Origin of the sequence: Nocardioides sp. NPDC000445 (assembly GCF_040300245.1) — a bacterium.
Taxonomy (GTDB): Bacteria; Actinomycetota; Actinomycetes; order Propionibacteriales; family Nocardioidaceae; genus Nocardioides.
On the sequence record NZ_JBEPDH010000003.1, the window covers coordinates 87,759 to 104,723 of the forward strand.

Below are 16,965 nucleotides of genomic sequence, written 5' to 3' on the forward strand. Positions count from 1 at the left end.
CGCTAGGCGACCTTGTTCATCTCACCCGTGTGCTCGATGTCCTCGTCGAGCTGGTGACGGGCGTCGGGGTGACCGTGGAACCGGCGGTAGGAGTAGCCCAGGATGGCGAGGGCGATGATGCACGACCCCAACAGGGTGACACCGGTCCAGTCGCCGCCGAGGAGCCAGAAGGACGCCTCGAGGGGCCACCAGTGGGGCGCAGGCGGGTTGATCAGGAAGACGACGCCGACGGCACCGATGGAGAGCGCCCCGAGGGTCGAGGCCACGATCCGCGGCCAGGTCTCGACGCCCTCGGCAGCCCCGCGCAGGGCGCGGAGGCGGACCGGCTCGACGTAGCGGCGAGCCCAGGCGTACTGGCGAGAGAGCACAGCCAGCCCACCGAAGAGCATCAACAGCCCCGGCCCCGGCAACACCATCGCGGCGATACCGGCGACCACGAGCAGCCACCCAACGGTCTCGTAGGCGAGCCGCTTCGCTGCGGCTCCTGCGAGGGACTTCATGCCAATAGCCTGCCATTCCGGGACAACCCCGAGAACAACTAGGGGAATCTTACGTCCGCTCATGCGGCCAGGTCGTACTTGACGCCCTCGGGGCTCGGGAAGGTCAACCAGAGCACTGCGAGGACGATGTCACCGACCACGGGTACGACCAGGATCAGCTGCCACCACCCGGAGCGGTTGATGTCGTGCAGCCGCCGCGCACCGAGCGCGATGGTCGGCACGAACGCCACCAGTCCGTAGAGACCGATCACGAGGCTCACCACCTCGTCCCGCGCCAGTACGAGGACGATGAGCATCAGAAGGTTCACGAGCATCGGCCAGAGCAGCTCGGTGCGGCTGGCGCGACCCGAGAATGTCGCGTACTTCTTCCAGAACCGCGCGTACGCCTCGGTGATCGAGGCCGCCCGAAGCGGCTGGCTCAAGGGGATCGTCACGGGCAGGAACCTTAGGTGGGGGACATCGGCTACGTAAATGTCTGGCCGGGCATCTGTTCCAGATACGAACAAAGTTCATCTTCCCGTAGGAAACGGAAGCAGACGGAAACAACGGGGGCGGCGTACGGAAAGAAGATTCCGTACGCCGCCCCCGGCTGTGGTCTCGATCAGGCCTGAGCGGCCTCGTCGATGGCAGCAGCGACGCGCTTGTGCGCCTCCCAGATCTCCTCGGGCAGCTTGAACTGCTTGAGGTGCTCCTCGCGGAAGCCCATCTCCTGCTTCCAGCGGTCCAGGTCGAGGGAGAGGATCCGGTCGAGGTCCCTCTGCGGCAGGTCGAGGCCGCGCAGGTCGAGCTCGTCCTCGGTCGGGATGACGCCGACGGGGCTCTGCTGGCCCTTGACCTCACCCTTCTTGAACTGCAGCAGCCACAGCAGCGCGCGCACGTTCTCGCGGTAGCCGGGCCACAGGAAGTGGCCGTCCTCGGAGTCACGCTGGAACCAGTTGACGTGGGCGAAGACCGGCTTGTCGGTGGCCTCGCCGATGATCTTCAGCCAGTGGCGGGCGTAGTCGCCCTCCTCGTAGGCGAGGAACGGACGCATCGACATCGGGTCGTAGCGCAGCACGCCCTCGAGGCCGTCGGCCGCGGCGGTCGCCTCGGCACCGAGGGTGAGGCCGTCGTAGACGCCCTCGGCCACGTCGGTGATCGCGCGGATCAGCGGCTCGCGGTCACGGGTGCGGCCACCGAAGATGATCGCGTCGACCGGCACGCCGGCGGGGCTGTCGAAGTCGGGGGCCGCGTTGGGGACCTGCGAGATCGGCGTGGTGAAGCGGGAGTTGGGGTGGGCCCAGGGGTCGCCCAGCTCGTCGTCGATCCGGTCGGCGATGCGCTCGCCCTTCCAGTCGATCCAGCCGTCGAGGTCGTCCGGGTGGTGCTTGGTGAGCCCCTCCCACCAGACCTCCTGGGTCTTCTCGTTGTAGGCGACGTTGGTGAAGATCGCACCCGAGCCCGGCAGGATCGCCTGGATGGCGCCCGGGTTGGTCTTTTCGTTGGTGTCCTTGGCGACGCCGAAGACGCCGTTCTCCGGGTTGAAGGCGTAGAGCTTGCCGTCCTCGCCGACCCAGATCCAGGCGATGTCGTCGCCGTAGAAGGTGACCTCGTAACGCTCACCGAGGGCGTCGGGCGAGAGCGTCATCGAGAGGTTGGTCTTGCCGGAGGCGGACGGGAAGCCACCGACGACGTGGAACTCCTCACCGGTCTCCTTGTCCTTGATGCCCAGCAGCAGGAACTGCTCGGCCAGGAACTTGCCGGAGGCGCGGCCGTCGTAGCAGGCCTGGCGCAGGCCGTGGGCGATCTTGCCCAGCAGCGCGTTGCCACCGTAGGAGGAGCCGAAGTGGAGGATCGTACGCTGGTCGGCGACCGTCGCGAAGAGCCGCTGGTCCTTGTCGGTCCCCTGCCCGAGGTTGGGCAGGTCGCCGGTCACGTGCACGGCACGGACGAAGGAGTTCGGGTCGGCGAGGTTGTTGATGTAGTCGATGCCGACGCGGGCCATCCGGATCATCTGCTGCACGACCGGGCGGCTGTCGGTGAGCTCGACACCCGCGGCGTACGCCTCCAGGGGCGAGCCGGCCGGCGCCATCAGGTAGGGGATGACGTACATCGTCTTGCCCGCCGAGGCGCCGGTCATCCGCTCGGTGAGCGTCTTGACGGTCTCGTCAGCCGGCTTCCAGTTGTTGTAGACGCCCTTGTCCTCCGGGTTGGAGGTGGCGACCACGGTGCGCTCCTCGGAGCGCGCGGTGTCCTTGCTGTAGGAACGGCTGTAGTAGCGGCCGCCCGTCACCGGGAGAAGCTCGCCCGCTGCCAGGGACTCCTGGAGGAGCCGCTCGTCGTCGGCTGCGCTGACAACCTCGATCTGCTCGGCTCCGGTCACCCCTGCCCAGTAGGAGACATACTCCCGCACATGAGGATTCGTCAGCCCCGCCTCATCGAGGACCTTGTCCACGTCAACCATTCCGACACCCTTCAAAAGTTTCGCCGATTGCAGGCACGTTACCCCAGTTGAAGAGGCCTCCAACCGGGGTACCGTGCACCAGAGTGGGTCATCGATCACGGGCCTGGACAATTGATCGATCCAACTGCAGGCGATGTTCCGATAGCCGGTCCTGAGACCCCTGTGACCCCCATGTTTAAGTGAGAATCGCCTCATTTCGGCGAGTGGTCCGTAATGTGGATGTGACGCCGATGTCGCACTGTGGCACGAATTACATCTAAGGTTTCGCGGGTGATCCCCCAACACACAGACGTTGAACTGTTTCAATTCCCGAACGGTCCAGAGGTCGCCTGATGGACCTCATTCTCGGGACCTTCGCCGCCTCCTTCGCCGGAGGGCTCTTCCCCGTCATCAACTTCGAGACCTACCTCGCGGTGGCCGCCTCGAACCTGACCTTCTCCGCCCTGGTGCTCGCGCTGGTGGCGGGAATCGGCCAGACCAGCTCCAAGGTCGTCTGGTACTACGCCGGCCACGGCACCACCTCGCTCCCCTTCGTCCGCAAGAAGATGGCGTGCGAGAAGTGGCAGCAGCGGATGGAGAAGTGGGAGCGACGTACGCAGGGCCGGCCCGCCTACGCCGGCGGGCTGCTCGCGGTCGCCGCGCTCAGCGGGCTTCCGCCGCTGGCGATCCTGGCGGTGGTCTACGGCACGCTCAAGGCCAACCTGATGCTCTTCGTCGCGATCACGTTCGTGGGCCGCGTACTTCGGTCCTGGATGATCCTGGAAGCCGCCGCGTTCGCGTGGTTGCGGACATAGGGCGCAAGACGCTCTGACCCCAAGGATCGAACACAGCCTAGGCTGTCCGCATGCCTCAACCAGCCGGATTCGTCGGAGTCACCGCCAACCTCGGTCTCAAGGAGGGCGCTGACGACTTCGCCGTCGTCGCCGCCCCCTCGGGCCCGGTCACGAGCGCCGCGGTCTTCACCCGATCCCGATTCGCCGGCGCCTCGGTGCTGCTCTCCCGAGCTTCCGACCTCTCCGCGTTCCGCGGGATGGTCACCATCTCGAAGAACGCCAACGTCGCGACCGGGCCGACGGGCGATGCCAACGCCCTGGAAGTACGCCGTCTGGCGGCCGAGGTCGTCGGCGTGCGCCCCGAGGAGCTGCTGGTCGCCTCGACGGGCGTGATCGGCGTGCAGTACCCGATGGACGTGCTCACGCCCGCGCTCGAGAAGCTCGCCGGGACCGCCGGCGACGCCGACTTCGACGCCGCCGCGGCGGCGATCATGACGACCGACACGATCGCCAAGATCGAGACCCGGACCGTCGGCGACGCGACGATCACCGGGATCGCGAAGGGCGTCGGGATGCTCGAGCCCGACATGGCCACGATGCTGACCTACTTCTTCACCGACGCCGCGGTGCCCGCCGCCGAGCTCGACGCCGCCTTCCGCCGGGTCGTCGACCGCACCTACAACGCCGTCTCGATCGACACCGACACCTCGACCTCGGACACGGCCGCGATCTTCGCCTCCGGCACGGCCGGAGCGGTCGACCTGGGCGAGTTCGAGGCAGCGCTCTACGACGCCGCGCTCGCGCTGGTGAAGAAGATCGCCTCCGACGGGGAGGGCGCCTCCAAGCTGATCACCGTCTCGGTCGGCGGCGCTCGCGACGACGCCCAGGCCAAGCGGGTCGGCAAGGCCATCGTGAACTCGCCGCTGGTCAAGACCGCCGTCCACGGCGCAGACCCCAACTGGGGCCGCGTCGCGATGGCCATCGGCAAGCTCCGCGAGGAGACCGACATCTCCCCCGAGAACGTACGCATCGCCTTCGGCGGCACCGAGACCTACCCCGCTCAGGTCTCGGCAAATCTATTGGCGGATTTGTCGACTTATCTGTCTGGCGATGAAGTCTCCATCGAGGTCGACCTCGGCATCGCCGAGGGTGAGTTCACCGTCTACGGCTGCGACCTCACCGACGGCTACATCCGCATCAACGCCGACTACACCACCTGAGCCGCCGTCGGTCGAGCCGCGAGGCCGCCTGCGGCCGAGCGCGTCGAGACCAACACAGTGCCATCGAACGCCGATGGGACCGTGTTGGTCTCGACACGCCTCCGCCTAGCGGCTCCGGCGGCTCGACCAGCGGTTAACCGGCCTGCGCGGACCGCTCCTTCGCGAGGAGCGCCGCGGCGCGGTGTACGACCAGCTCGATCACGTCCGGGTGCGGGCCGATGACGTCGGCGACGGTCTCCGCACCCGCCGCCGAGGAGCGCGAGCGGACGAGGTCGGAGAAGAAGCCGGGAGCGAGCAGGTAGGGAGAGACGGCGTCGCCGGGGCGTACGACCTGGTCGATGGGCGGGGCGCCCGAGCCGGAGACGGTGGCGACCCTGACCGGACCACCCCAGGCCTTCTCCAGCATCTGACCGGCCGCTGCGATGTCGGCTCGGGCGGACGGGTCGTTGGAGCCGGCGGCGACCAGGACGACGGGCCGGCCGGGGACCGCGCCCGCGGCGACCAGCCGGGAGACCTGCGCGGAGGCGAGCAGCGGGTCCGGTCCGAGCGCGCGGCCCATCGCCACCGGCAGCCCTTCGGCGGCCCGCGGCAGGTCGACCTTGATGTGGTAGCCGGTCGAGAGCAGCAGCGGGACCACGACCGACGGCTGGCCGTCGGCCAGGACGTCGGTGAGCAGCGGCTCGCAGAGCTCGACGTACGCAGCCTTCGACTCCATCCCCAGCACGCGGCCGGCGCGCTTGGCGATGATCGAGGCGACCGCGTTGCCGAGCAGCTGCCGGGTGCCGTGGGCGACGACGACGAGCCTCATGAGTCCACCGCCAGCCGGTAGCCGCGCTTCACGACGGTCTGGATGGTCTTGGTGCCGAGCGCCGAGCGGAGCCGGGCGACCGCCATCTCGACCGCGTGCTCGGAGCCGGCGGTGCCCGAGGGGAGCATGGCGAGCAGGGCTTGCCGGGAGACGACGATGCCGGGGTTGGCGACGAGAGCACCCAGGACGGCGGCGGGCGCCGGCGAGAGCTTCACCTCGGCGCCGTCGAGGATCACCGCGTCGCCGTGGAGCAGCAGCTGATGACCGCCGGCAAGCTCGATGAGCAGGCCCTCGCGCCGCAGCGGCAGCTCGGTCTCGAGCATCTTGACCATGGCCGCGGTGCGCGAGCGGTCGGGGATCATGGTGGGTACGCCCCACATCTCGAAGGCGGCGGCGGTCACCGGACCGACGCAGGCCGCGACCACATCGGCCTGGAACGCCGCCACGACCTCGTCGCGCAGGCCGACCGACCCGGCGGCCTGCATGAACGCGGCCACGGCGGGAGCGGAGGTGAAGGTGACCGCGTCCAGCTCGCCGTCGGCCAGCGCCTCGACCAGCCGGAACATCGGCTCGGGGTCGGCGGCCGACTCGACCCGGTAGACGACCACGTTGATGACCTCGGCACCCTGCCGGGTCAGCGCATGTACGACCATCGACAGCGACTGCCCGTGCTCCTGCACCACGATCCGCTTGCCGCTCAGGTCGCGGCCGCGCAGGTGCTCCAGGACGTCGTCGAACTCCTCCGACTCCGGCGCCCACAGCTCCCGCAGCCCGCGCCGCCGGATCGCACCGACCGACTTCGGGCCGCGGGCCAGGATCTCGGCGCCGCGAAGCGTCTCCAGGAGCCGGTCGAGCAGTCCCCACTCCTCCGCGGCGTCGAACCACGTGCGGGTCCCGATACCGGTCGTCGCCAGGAACATGTCGATCTTCTGGCCGATGATCTGCTCCGTCACGGCACGCAGCGCGCCGGCGTCGACCCGGTTGGGGTCGACAGAGAGCGCGGGGGCCCACACCACGTGTGCTCCCCGCCTCTCGAGCAGGTTGATCTGCTCCTCGGCCTTCCGCGCCGCGGTCACGCCGACGCGGAAGCCGCTCAGCGCGCCACTGTCCACATCGGAATCGTAGGTCCCCTGGATCATTTGTGCCGCGTTCGTCATCGCCGGGCGCCGACCCGGATCTCTCCGTCGACGACGTCGACCTCGTAGGTCGCGACCGACACCGATGGGTCGTCGAGGCACTGGCCGCTCTCCAGCGAGAACGGCTGCTTGAGCAGCGGCGAGGCCACGAACGGCACCTCACCACGCGTCCCGACGATCCCGCGGGCGAGCACCGAGGCGTGGCCGTACGGGTCGAAGTTCGACAGCGCGAAGACCCGGTCGTCGAGGGTCCGGAAGACGGCGACGGCCTCCCCGCGCACCAGCGCGGCGATGCCCGTCTCGGGGTCGATGTCGTCGAGGCGACAGACGGCGATGTGGGTCACGGTCTGGGTCTGGGTCATCGCGACTCCTCCATGGTGGGCATTCCGACAGGGATCGAGGCACCGAGCGAGACCGGGCCGACAGCGGCCGGCTCCTCGCCGACCTCCGGGACGATCTGGCCGCGCGTGGATCCGAAGGAGATGTTGGGGTCCGGGATGTCGGGGGCGTTGACGAAGGAGACGAACCGGCGCAGCTTCTCCGGGTCCTCGAGCGTGGCCTTCCACTCGTCGAAGTACGTCTCGGTGTGCCGCGCCATCGCCGCCTCGAGCTCGGTACCCAGGCCGAGGACGTCGTCGACCACGACCTCACGGACCCGGTCCAGGCCGCCGTCGAGGGAGTCGATCCAGGTCGAGGTGCGCTGGAGGCGGTCGGCGGTGCGTACGTAGTACATGAGGAAGCGGTCGAGGTAGCGGACCAGCTCCTCGGTGCTCAGGTCACCGGCGAGCAGCTGGGCGTGGGCCGGGATCGCGCCACCGTTGCCCCCGACGTACAGGTTCCAGCCCTTCTCGGTGGCGATGACACCGAAGTCCTTGCCGCGGGCCTCCGCGCACTCGCGGGCGCACCCGGAGACGCCACCCTTGAGCTTGTGCGGCGAGCGCAGCCCGCGGTAGCGGGTCTCGAGCATGATCGCGAGGCCGACGGAGTCCTGGACGCCGTAGCGGCACCAGGTCGAGCCGACGCAGGACTTCACGGTTCTGAGCGACTTCCCATAGGCATGGCCGGACTCGAACCCGGCGTCGACCAGCCGCTTCCAGATCGCGGGCAGGTCCTCCATCCGGGCACCGAACATGTCGATGCGCTGGCCGCCGGTGATCTTGGTGTAGAGGCCGAACTCCTTGGCCACCTCACCGATCACGATCAGGCCCTCCGGGGTGATCTCACCGCCGGGGATGCGCGGGACGACGGAGTAGGAGCCGTTCTTCTGGAGGTTGGCCAGGTAGGCGTCGTTGGTGTCCTGGAGCTTGCGGTTCTCCTTGGCCAGCACGTGCCCGTTGAGCTGGCTCGCCAGGATGCTCGCGACGGCGGGCTTGCACAGGTCGCAGCCGCGGCCGGTGCCGTGGGCCTCGATGATCTGGTCGAAGGTCTTGTAGCCGTGGATCAGGACCACGTCGAAGAGCTCGGCGCGGGTCATCTTGAAGTGCTCGCACAGGCTCGTGTCGACGGTCTTGCCCTGGGCGGTGAAGTAGTCCTCGACGATCTTCTTCACCTGCACCTTGCAGGAACCACAGGTCGACCCGGCCTTGGTCTCCTTGGTGACGTCCGCCGCGCTCTCGCAGCCGTTATCGACGGCCGCCTCGATGTCACCGCGGGTGACGTTGTTGCAGGAGCAGATCTGCGCCTCGGGCGGAAGCTGAATTCCTCCCCCACCGCCACTGGACTGGGGGAGGATCAGCTCCTCCGGGTTCTCCGGAAGCGTCATGCCTGAGGCGACCATGGGCCGGAGCAGGCCGTACGCCGAGGCGTCTCCGACCAGCACGCCGCCGAGCAGGCGGGTGCCGTCCTCGCTGATCACGAGCTTCTTGTAGACACCGGCGACGGCGTCGGAGTAGGTCAGCTCGAGGCACTCGTCGGTCGTGCCGTGCGCGTCACCGAAGCTCGCGACGTCGACACCGAGCAGCTTGAGCTTCGTCGACATGTCGGCGCCGGTGAACGTACCGGCACCGCCGAGCAGCGCGTCGGCGACGACCTCGGCCATGTCGTAGCCGGGGGCCACCAGGCCGTACATCTTCCCGCCGGGCGCGGCGCACTCGCCGACCGCCCACACGTGCGGGTCCGAGGACCGGCACTGCTCGTCGACCAGTACGCCGCCGCGCTCGGCCAGGTCCAGGCCGGCGGCGCGGGCGAGCGCGTCGCGCGGCCGGATACCGGCCGAGAAGACGATCATGTCGACCGGCAGCGGCTCCTCGACGTCCTTGAACTTCAGCGCGCTGACCTTGCCGTCGAGCACGCCGCTCTCGTCCTCGTCCACGACCGAGATCTCGGCGACGGAACCGGTCGAGTCCGGTGAGATCGACTCGGTCATCACCCCGGTGTGCACCGTGAGGCCGAGCTTCTCGATGTGGCGCTTGAGCGTGTTGCCGCCGGCGTCGTCGACCTGCACGGCCATCAGCCGCGGCGCGAGCTCGACCACGTGGGTCTTGACGCCGAGCTGGTGCAGCGCGTTGGCGGCCTCCAGCCCGAGCAGACCACCGCCGATCACGGCCCCGGTCGTGGCGGTCTTCGCGGCCTCGCGGATCGCCTCGAGGTCCTCGATCGTCCGGTAGACGAAGACGTTCCCGAGCTCCGAACCCGGCACTGGCGGCACGAACGGCGCCGCTCCGGTGGCGAGCACCAGCTCGTCGTACGCCATCTCCTCGCCGTCGGCGAGCATCACCGTCTGAGCGGCGATGTCGATCTCGACGACGCTCGTGCTGGTGCGCAGGGTGACCCGCGGGTCCTCGTAGACGCCGGAGGGGAGGAAGGAGAGTGCCTCGGCGCCGACCTCGAAGAAGCTGGTGAGGGCGACCCGGTCGTACGCCGGGCGCGGCTCCTCACCGAAGACCACGATGTCGTGGGTCTCGGTGAGTCCGCGCTCGATGGCGGCGGTCACGAAGCGGTGACCGACCATGCCGTGGCCGACGACGACGACCTTCTTGCGGAGGTGAGGGCTCATCACGTAGTTCCTTCCAGGCTGAGCTGCGTTTCATTGAGCTGGGTGCCGCTGGGCCGGGTGGCCAGAAGCTGACGTACGGTCGGCGCGCAGCCACCGCATCCGGTGGTGGCACGGGTGGTGTCGCGTACGTCCTCGAGAGACCGGCACGCGCGGATCCGGCCGGCGCTGACGCCGGCGCAGGCGCACACCTCCGCGTCGTCGGGGAGCTCCGGACGCGGACTGTTGGACGGCTCGGGCAGCAGCAGCTGACCGGCCTCGTGCTCGCCGAGCACCGTCTGCCGGTCGAAGGCCTGGGTGATCAGGCCGACCCGGCTCAGGTCACCGACGAGGGCGCCGGCGACGATGCGGCCGTCGCGTACGACCAGCTTGCGGTGGGTGCCCTTGACCGGGTTGGCGATCTCGACGACCTCCCCCGTCTCGTTCTCGGGCTCGCCGAGTACGCAGACGTCGAGGTCGGTGGCGCGCAGGCGGGCGACGACGCGGTGTCCCTGATAGGTCGCGGGACCGCCGGCCAGGACGTCGGCGAGGACGCCGGCCTGCTCCCAGGCGGGTGAGACGAATCCGGTCACGGTCGCGTTGTGCTCGGCGCAGTCGCCGATCGCGTACACGTCCGGGTCGTCGACGCTGCGCAGCTGGTCGTCGACGACGATGCCCCGGTTGACGGTGAGCTCGGCGCGGCGGGCCAGGTTGGCGCGCGGCCGGCCGCCGGCGGTGAGCACCACCAGGTCGGTCTCGAGGGTGTAGCCGTTGTCGAGCTTGAGCCCCTCGTCGGTCAGCCTGGTCGCGCGGGCGCCGAGGTAGACCTGGGTGCCGAGCTTGGCCATCGACCGCTTGAGCACCTTGCCCGCCGACGCGTCGACCTGGCTGCTGAGCAGGTGGTCGCGGCCCTCGACGATCTCGGTCTCGATGCCGCGGACCGCCAACGCGCGGGCGACCTGAAGACCGAGCAGGCCACCGCCGACGATCACCGCGCTGCGCGGGTGGTCATGAAGAGTGTCGAGCAGCCGCGCGCAGTCGTCGAGGCTGCGGAAGGCCTGCACCCGCGGGTCCAGCGAGCCGTCCATCCGCACCACGCCGCGGATCGGCGGCAGGGTCGGGATGGCCCCGGTGGCCAGCACGACGGCGTCGTAGGGAACCGTCGTCCGGTCGGCGAGCTCGACCTCGTGGCGGTCACGGTGGATGTCCACGACGAGGCTGTTCAGGCGGAGGTCGACTCCCCGGTCGGCGTACCACTGCTTCTCGCGGAGTGCGAGCGCCCCGGGACGGTGAGTGCCCTCGAGCACGGCGGAGAGAAGGATCCGGTTGTACGGAGCGTGCCGCTCCTCGGCGAGCACGGTCGTCTGCGGGCCGAGGCCGCGCGCGACCAGTCCCTCGACCAGCCGCGCCGCGGCCATGCCGCCACCGATGATGACGATCCGCTTCTCACTCACGGGCTCGCTCATGCGCTCACCGCCGCGGCACAGACCTTGAACTCCGGCATCCGGCTGGACGGGTCGAGGGCGTCGTTGGTGAGCTTGTTGGCGCCGACCCAGTGGAACGGGACGAAGACGGTGTCCGGGCGGATCGTGGTGACGATCCGCGCGGGCGCCTTCATCTCGCCGCGCGGGGTGCGTACGACGACCGGGTCGCCGTCGTGGGCGCCGACCCGGTCGGCCAGCAGCGGGTGGAGCTCGACGAACGCGCCATCCTCGGGGAGGTCCTTGATCCGTCGCGTCTGGGCACCCGACTGGTACTGCGCGAGCACCCGGCCGGTGGTCAGGTGAAGCGGGTAGTCGGCGGTCGGCTGCTCGGCCGGGCCACGGTGGGCGACGTCGATGAAGCGGGCCCGGCCGTCGGCGTGGAAGAAGGAGTCGGCGAAGAGGCGCGGGGTGCCCTGACTGTCCTCCGGGCAGGGCCAGAAGACGCCGTCCTCGTCGCGGATGCGGTCGTAGGTGATGCCGCTGTAGTCGGCCTTACCGCCCTTCGAGGCGGCGCGGAGCTCCTCGAAGATCTCCTCGGGATCGGTCGACCAGGTCGAGGCGGCACCGAGGCGGGTGGCGAGTCCGGTGATGATGTCGAGGTCGTTCTTGACTCCGTCAGGGGCGCTGATCGCCTGGTTGCGCAGGATGACCCGGCCCTCGAGGTTGGTCATGGTGCCGGTCTCCTCGGCCCACTGGGTAACCGGCAGGACCACGTCCGCCAGCGCGGCGGTCTCGCTCATCACCATGTCGGCGACGACCAGGAGATCGAGGTCCGCCAGTCGCGACGTGACGTGGGTGGCGTTGGGGGCGGAGACGACGATGTTGGAGCCGAACACGAGCAGGCTCTTGGGGCCCTCGGGGGTGCCGAGCGCGTCGAGGAGCTCGTAGGCGGAGCGGCCCTTGCCGGGGATGGTCTCGGGGGCGATGCCCCAGACCGCGGCGACGTGCGCCCGGGCGGCGGGGTCGTCGATCATCCGGTAGCCGGGAAGCTGGTCGGCCTTCTGGCCGTGCTCGCGGCCACCCTGGCCGTTGCCCTGGCCGGTCAGGCAGCCGTAGCCGGCGTACGCCTTTCCGGGCATGCCGAGCGCGAGCGCCACGTTGAGCCAGGCCAGGACGGTGGCGGTGCCCTGGGCGTGCTGCTCTGCGCCGCGCGCGGTCAGGACCATCACCTTCTCCGCGTTCGCCAGCAGGGACGCGAGCTCGCGCAGCTGCGCGGCCTCGACCCCACTGACCCGCTCGACCATCTCCGGCCACCAGGCGGCCACGGAGCGGCGTACGTCATCGAAGCCCGTGGTCCGCTCGGCGATGTAGTCCTCGTCCACCGCGCCGGCGGCGTCGAGCAGGTGCAGGACGCCGAGCGCGAGCGGCAGGTCGGTGCCGGGGACCGGCTGGAGGAAGAGGTCGGCGCGCTCGCCGGTCGGGGTCAGCCGCGGGTCGATGACGACGACCTTGCCGCCGTTCTCGCGCAGCCGGTCGAGGTGGCGGGCGGCCGGCGGCATCGTCTCGGCGAGGTTCGAGCCGACCAGCACGCAGACGTCGGTCTTCTCGATGTCGGCCAGCGGGAACGGCAGACCGCGGTCGACGCCGAAGGCCTGGTTGCCGGCCGAGGCCGCCGAGGACATGCACCAGCGGCCGTTGTAGTCGATCTGGGAGGTGCCGAGCGCGACCCGGGCGAACTTCCCGAGCTGGTACGCCTTCTCGTTGGTCAGCCCGCCGCCACCGAAGACGGCGTTGGCGTCGGCGCCGTGCGTCTCCCGAAGGTCGGCGAGCTTCGAGGCGACCAGGTCGAGGGCCTCGTCCCACGTCGCCGCGCTCCACTCCCCCGTCGCCCGGTCCCGCACCATCGGGGTGGTGAGCCGCTCACGGCTTCCGCGCAGCCCCGCCGCCGTCCACCCCTTGCGGCAGAGCGCACCCTCGTTCACCGGGAACGATCTCGCACTGACCTCCAGCCGGGGCCCTTTGCGTGAAAGGGTCATCCCGCACTGCAAGCTGCAGTAAGGGCAGTGGGTGTCGGTCACGCGTACTCACACCGTTTCGGGTCGGGGACTGGCGACCTCTACTCTCCGGTGTCAAGGTTTCGCGCCGATCCGCTCTCCGTACCCCTTCCGTCAACTTCCGCTCACCACCTCACAACCCGCCGAGACGTCAGCCCCGTCGACCGAGACGTCACCCGCGTCGGCCGAACTGACATCGCGGTGCCAACTCGGCCAGCGGGAGTGACGCCTCGGCCGACGCGGGTGACGGCTCGGCAGTCAGGGAGTACGCCGCCGTAGCGTCGCCGACCCGAGGGCGAGACCGGCGACGACGAACCCGGCGACGACCGCCAGGTCGGTCCAGACCTCGCCGGTGTCGGCGGAGGTGACCAGGTGGGTCATCGCGTCGACGGCGTAGGAGAGCGGGAGTACGTCGGAGATGGCCTCCAGGACGGTCGGCAGCGACTCGCGCGGTACGAGCAGGCCGCAGAGCAGGATCTGCGGGACCACGATCGCCGGCATGAACTGCACGGCCTGGAACTCGGTGGTGGCGAAGGCGGAGACGAGCAGCCCGAGCGCGGTGCCGAGGACGGCGTCGACGATCGCGACGACCACGAGCAGAGCGACCGAGCCGGTGATCTCCAGCCCGAGCAGACCCACGCTGACCCCGACGGCCACGCCGGACTGGATCGCGGCGAGCAGCCCGAACGCCAGCGCATAGCCGAGCAGGAAGTCTCCCTTGCCCAGCGGCATCGCCAGCAGTCGTTCGAGCGTCCCCGAGGAGCGTTCGCGCAGCGTGGTCACCGAGGTGACCAGAAACATCACGATGAACGGGAAGATCGCCAGCAGCGCCGGACCGATCCGGTCGAAGATCGGGACCGGCGACTCCTCGTACATCCACCACAGCAGCGTCATCAGCAGCGTCGGCAGGACGACCAGCATCACCAAGGTGCGGTGGTCGCGCCGGATCTGGGCGAGGACCCGTCCGGCCACGGCCAGGGTTCGTCGTAGGCTCATCGCGCCGCCTCCTTCACCAGCGTCAGGAAAGCGTGCTCGATGTCGTCCGCGTTCGCCTTCTGCTTGATCTCGGCCGGACTGCCGTCGGCGAGGAAAGCACCGTCGCGCATCAGCAGCAGCCGGTCGCAGCGCTCGGCCTCGTCCATCACATGGCTGGAGACGATGACCGCCGCACCTGCGGCGGCCAGGTCCCGGAAGGTGCCCCACAGCTGCTCGCGGAGCACCGGATCGAGTCCGACGGTCGGCTCGTCGAGCACCAGCAGGTCCGGTGAGCCGAGCAGCGCGGCGGCGAGCCCGACCCGCGAGCGCTGACCACCGGAGAGATCGCGCACGACCTGGTCCTTGCAGTCGGTCAGATCGACCGTCGCGATGGCGTCCGAGACCGACGACCGCGGCGCCCCCAGCACACGCGTGAAGAACTTCAGATTCTCGGTGACCGTCAGGTCTTCGTAGACGCTGGCCTCCTGCGTGACGTAGCCGATCCTCGGGCGCAGCACCGCCGAGCCCGCCGGGCGGCCGAGGACGGTGAGGGTCCCGGTGACCTTCGCCTGCACGCCGACCAGGGCCCGCATCAGCGTCGTCTTGCCGCACCCGGACGGCCCGAGCAGGCCGGTGACCTCACCTGCCCGGATCGAGAAGTCGAGGCCATGGAGCACCTCGTTCTTCCCGCGCACGACTCGGAGACCGGACGCCTCCACCACGTTATTCATCACATGATGAAATGTGGCACGACGGGGCGCCGCACGCAAGAGGACTACGGCAAAGGCCCGGTCAGATAGCCCTGGACCACCGGTGCGTACGTCGCCACCAGCGTGTCCACCGGAGCCGACGCGAGCGGCTCGATCCGGGCGATGTAGCGCAGCGCGACGAGCCCGACCAGCTGCGAGGCCACCAACGTGATCCGCCGCTCGGGTTCATCGAGCTCGAGTGCCTCGCCGACCGGCGCCAGGATCAGCCGGCCGAAGGCATCCGGCACCAGGGCCTTCCCCTCCGGCTCGAAAGCGCTGCGCATCAACGCCATCAACGGGAGCCGGGACTCCTCGTCGTCCCAGATGCTCAGGAGCATGCGGATGAGCCGCTCCCCCACCCCGTCGCGGCCCCCGGCGGCGATCACGGGAACGACGTCTCGTGGATCGACCCGCAGCTCCAGCGACGCGACGAAGAGGTCCTCCTTGGTGCCGAAGTAGTGGTGCACCAGGGCAGAGTCGACCCCGGCGGCGGTCGCGATCCCGCGGACGGAGGTCGCGGCGTACCCCTGCTGCGCGAAGCGCTGCCGAGCCGCCGTCAGGATCGCCGCCCGGGTGTCCGGCGAGCCGGGCCTGCGCCCTCGCCGCGGTGCCGTCGTGCTCATGCGACCACATCCGTAGCGCAAGCGCGAGTATACGGACGCGGTCGCATGACGTCCTGACGGTTCACTCGCTGACGCTCGCTCACGCGACCACGCTAACCCGACGACGACAGCTCGGGGCGAGGCTCCGTCCGACGCAACCAGGCCGCGGGACGGCCGACGAGCCATTCGAGCGGACCCGGACGACCCCACGCGGTGACGAGCGCACCGATCGCCATCACGACGAGCACATGGAAGACGTACGTGTCGGGCGTTTCCCGCGGCCAGACCGCATCGGTCTTCATCACCACGTGCAGCGTGTAGAGGGTGAGGGTCATCGTGCCGGCGCCGAACAGCACCGCCATCCCGGCGCGCCACCGGTCCGGCAGCCGCAGCGCGATCATCTGGCAGGCGCCGATGACGAACATCGAGGTGCCGATCGTCTGCGCCAGGTCGAACGGCGTGGACGAGTGCGGCGCGACGACCAGCAGCCACTGCCAGCCGCCGTCGACCGGCGTCTGCCCGTAGAGACCGTGGCTCATCGCGGTCAGCGCCCCGTCGATGTCGGTCTCGGGATAGGTGCGCAGCAGCTCCGCGGCCACCGACGGCATCCGGGTCAGCCTCCCCGAGAGCCAGGTGGCCGAGACGGAGATGATGATGCCGCTGGTCCAGATCATGTCGACCACGAGCCGGTTGCGCAGATCGACCCGGCCGATGGCCATCCCGATCAGCACATAGGCCAGCCACGGAACGGCCGGGTAGTAGCCGGTGAAGAGCAGCTCGGCGAGCAGCCGGCCCGGCTCCAGCAGCTGCGACGGCTCCGGGCTGGAGAACTGCCGCGGCGGCAGCATCGGCCGGATGACCTGCGACAACATCGGACCGATGACGACCCAGAGCACACCGAGCAGCCACAACCACCGTGCCCTCAGCCCGAGGAACGGGATGGCGATCAGGAACAGGACCCCGTAGTAGGTCAGGATGATCGCGATGTTGGTGCCGAGCGACCCGAGCACCAGCCCGAGCGCGGCGATCAGCACGGCCCGTGCGACCAGTCCCAGCGACCGGGACGCGAGCACCCGCCCCTTCACCGGCGCCTGACGTCCGGTCATCAGCGCCAGGCTGACCCCGGCGAGCACGGCGAAGAGCGCCGCGGACCGGCCGCCGGCGACGGCCTGGATCCTGGTCAGCTCCCCGGAGGCGTCGACCGGGTCGAGCACGTGCGTCGCCATCATCCCCAGCAACGCCAGGCACCGCGCCACGTCGACGCCGACGAGACGCGTGGAGAGTCGATCGGAGAGCGCTGACATCGCCCC

The 16,965-nt window shown here is 69.6% G+C and carries 15 protein-coding genes; 2 read left to right on the top strand and 13 right to left on the bottom strand.

The window, feature by feature from the left end; genetic code table 11:
• Positions 1-2: 2 nt before the first annotated feature.
• The 3 genes from ABT304_RS04985 to ABT304_RS04995 all read right to left on the bottom strand — a co-directional run bounded on the left by ABT304_RS04985 (position 3) and on the right by ABT304_RS04995 (position 2,943).
• Complete coding sequence (locus tag ABT304_RS04985) at positions 3-500, bottom strand: PGPGW domain-containing protein (RefSeq protein WP_160026449.1); 498 nt, start codon at positions 498-500, stop codon at positions 3-5.
• A 59-nt stretch (positions 501-559) separates the two neighbouring features.
• Complete coding sequence (locus tag ABT304_RS04990; RefSeq protein ID WP_350713606.1) at positions 560-934, bottom strand: DUF805 domain-containing protein; 375 nt, start codon at positions 932-934, stop codon at positions 560-562.
• Between the two features lie 167 nt (positions 935-1,101).
• Entirely contained in the window at positions 1,102-2,943 is a 1,842-nt protein-coding gene (locus ABT304_RS04995; RefSeq protein ID WP_350713607.1) for a phosphoenolpyruvate carboxykinase (GTP), read from the bottom strand.
• Positions 2,944-3,275: 332 nt separating this feature from the next.
• Between ABT304_RS04995 and ABT304_RS05000 the strand changes: the two genes are divergently transcribed.
• Both ABT304_RS05000 and argJ read left to right on the top strand, forming a co-directional pair.
• Entirely contained in the window at positions 3,276-3,737 is a 462-nt protein-coding gene (locus tag ABT304_RS05000; RefSeq protein ID WP_160026446.1) for a hypothetical protein, read from the top strand.
• 50 nt (positions 3,738-3,787) lie between these two features.
• Complete coding sequence (gene argJ, locus ABT304_RS05005; protein WP_350713608.1) at positions 3,788-4,936, top strand: bifunctional glutamate N-acetyltransferase/amino-acid acetyltransferase ArgJ; 1,149 nt, start codon at positions 3,788-3,790, stop codon at positions 4,934-4,936.
• Between the two features lie 133 nt (positions 4,937-5,069).
• Here the strand turns inward: argJ and ABT304_RS05010 are convergent, their stop codons facing one another.
• From ABT304_RS05010 to ABT304_RS05055, 10 genes are all read right to left on the bottom strand, one after another.
• Positions 5,070-5,744 carry a sirohydrochlorin chelatase gene (locus ABT304_RS05010; protein ID WP_350713609.1) on the bottom strand — a complete coding sequence of 225 codons (675 nt, stop codon included), beginning with the start codon at positions 5,742-5,744 and terminating at the stop codon, positions 5,070-5,072.
• Positions 5,741-6,856, bottom strand: coding sequence for a uroporphyrinogen-III synthase (locus tag ABT304_RS05015; protein ID WP_350713610.1), 1,116 nt, complete (start codon positions 6,854-6,856; stop codon positions 5,741-5,743). The genes ABT304_RS05010 and ABT304_RS05015 overlap by 4 nt, the downstream gene beginning before the upstream one ends.
• A 41-nt stretch (positions 6,857-6,897) precedes the next feature.
• Positions 6,898-7,242, bottom strand: a complete 345-nt coding sequence (gene nirD, locus ABT304_RS05020; RefSeq protein WP_350713611.1) for a nitrite reductase small subunit NirD — start codon at positions 7,240-7,242, stop codon at positions 6,898-6,900.
• On the bottom strand, positions 7,239-9,875 hold the full coding sequence (nirB, locus tag ABT304_RS05025; RefSeq protein WP_350713612.1) for a nitrite reductase large subunit NirB: 2,637 nt from the start codon (positions 9,873-9,875) through the stop codon (positions 7,239-7,241). The genes nirD and nirB overlap by 4 nt, the downstream gene beginning before the upstream one ends.
• Complete coding sequence (locus ABT304_RS05030) at positions 9,875-11,317, bottom strand: FAD-dependent oxidoreductase (RefSeq protein WP_350713613.1); 1,443 nt, start codon at positions 11,315-11,317, stop codon at positions 9,875-9,877. The genes nirB and ABT304_RS05030 overlap by 1 nt, the downstream gene beginning before the upstream one ends.
• A complete protein-coding gene (locus ABT304_RS05035; protein ID WP_350713614.1) occupies positions 11,314-13,353 on the bottom strand; it encodes a molybdopterin oxidoreductase family protein in 2,040 nt (679 codons plus the stop codon). The genes ABT304_RS05030 and ABT304_RS05035 overlap by 4 nt, the downstream gene beginning before the upstream one ends.
• 234 nt (positions 13,354-13,587) lie before the next feature.
• Positions 13,588-14,325 carry an ABC transporter permease gene (locus ABT304_RS05040; RefSeq protein ID WP_350713615.1) on the bottom strand — a complete coding sequence of 246 codons (738 nt, stop codon included), beginning with the start codon at positions 14,323-14,325 and terminating at the stop codon, positions 13,588-13,590.
• Positions 14,322-15,035, bottom strand: coding sequence for a heme ABC exporter ATP-binding protein CcmA (gene ccmA / locus ABT304_RS05045; RefSeq protein WP_350713616.1), 714 nt, complete (start codon positions 15,033-15,035; stop codon positions 14,322-14,324). The genes ABT304_RS05040 and ccmA overlap by 4 nt, the downstream gene beginning before the upstream one ends.
• A 44-nt stretch (positions 15,036-15,079) precedes the next feature.
• Positions 15,080-15,676 carry a TetR/AcrR family transcriptional regulator gene (locus ABT304_RS05050; RefSeq protein WP_350713617.1) on the bottom strand — a complete coding sequence of 199 codons (597 nt, stop codon included), beginning with the start codon at positions 15,674-15,676 and terminating at the stop codon, positions 15,080-15,082.
• Between the two features lie 92 nt (positions 15,677-15,768).
• Positions 15,769-16,959: a heparan-alpha-glucosaminide N-acetyltransferase domain-containing protein gene (locus ABT304_RS05055; protein ID WP_350713618.1), complete on the bottom strand. Its 1,191-nt coding sequence runs from the start codon at positions 16,957-16,959 to the stop codon at positions 15,769-15,771.
• Positions 16,960-16,965: the final 6 nt, after the last annotated feature.

Bases quoted from the DNA above. Each gene is read 5' to 3' on its own strand.
- nirD (WP_350713611.1), bottom strand. From the start codon at position 7,242: ATGACCCAGACCCAGACCGTGACCCACATCGCCGTCTGTCGCCTCGAC.
- ABT304_RS05040 (WP_350713615.1), bottom strand. From the start codon at position 14,325: ATGAGCCTACGACGAACCCTGGCCGTGGCCGGACGGGTCCTCGCCCAG.
- argJ (WP_350713608.1), top strand. From the start codon at position 3,788: ATGCCTCAACCAGCCGGATTCGTCGGAGTCACCGCCAACCTCGGTCTC.
- ABT304_RS05030 (WP_350713613.1), bottom strand. From the start codon at position 11,317: ATGAGCGAGCCCGTGAGTGAGAAGCGGATCGTCATCATCGGTGGCGGC.
- ABT304_RS04985 (WP_160026449.1), bottom strand. From the start codon at position 500: ATGAAGTCCCTCGCAGGAGCCGCAGCGAAGCGGCTCGCCTACGAGACC.
- ABT304_RS05050 (WP_350713617.1), bottom strand. From the start codon at position 15,676: ATGAGCACGACGGCACCGCGGCGAGGGCGCAGGCCCGGCTCGCCGGAC.
- ABT304_RS05000 (WP_160026446.1), top strand. From the start codon at position 3,276: ATGGACCTCATTCTCGGGACCTTCGCCGCCTCCTTCGCCGGAGGGCTC.
- ABT304_RS05010 (WP_350713609.1), bottom strand. From the start codon at position 5,744: ATGAGGCTCGTCGTCGTCGCCCACGGCACCCGGCAGCTGCTCGGCAAC.
- ccmA (WP_350713616.1), bottom strand. From the start codon at position 15,035: ATGAATAACGTGGTGGAGGCGTCCGGTCTCCGAGTCGTGCGCGGGAAG.
- nirB (WP_350713612.1), bottom strand. From the start codon at position 9,875: ATGAGCCCTCACCTCCGCAAGAAGGTCGTCGTCGTCGGCCACGGCATG.
- ABT304_RS04995 (WP_350713607.1), bottom strand. From the start codon at position 2,943: ATGGTTGACGTGGACAAGGTCCTCGATGAGGCGGGGCTGACGAATCCT.
- ABT304_RS05055 (WP_350713618.1), bottom strand. From the start codon at position 16,959: ATGTCAGCGCTCTCCGATCGACTCTCCACGCGTCTCGTCGGCGTCGAC.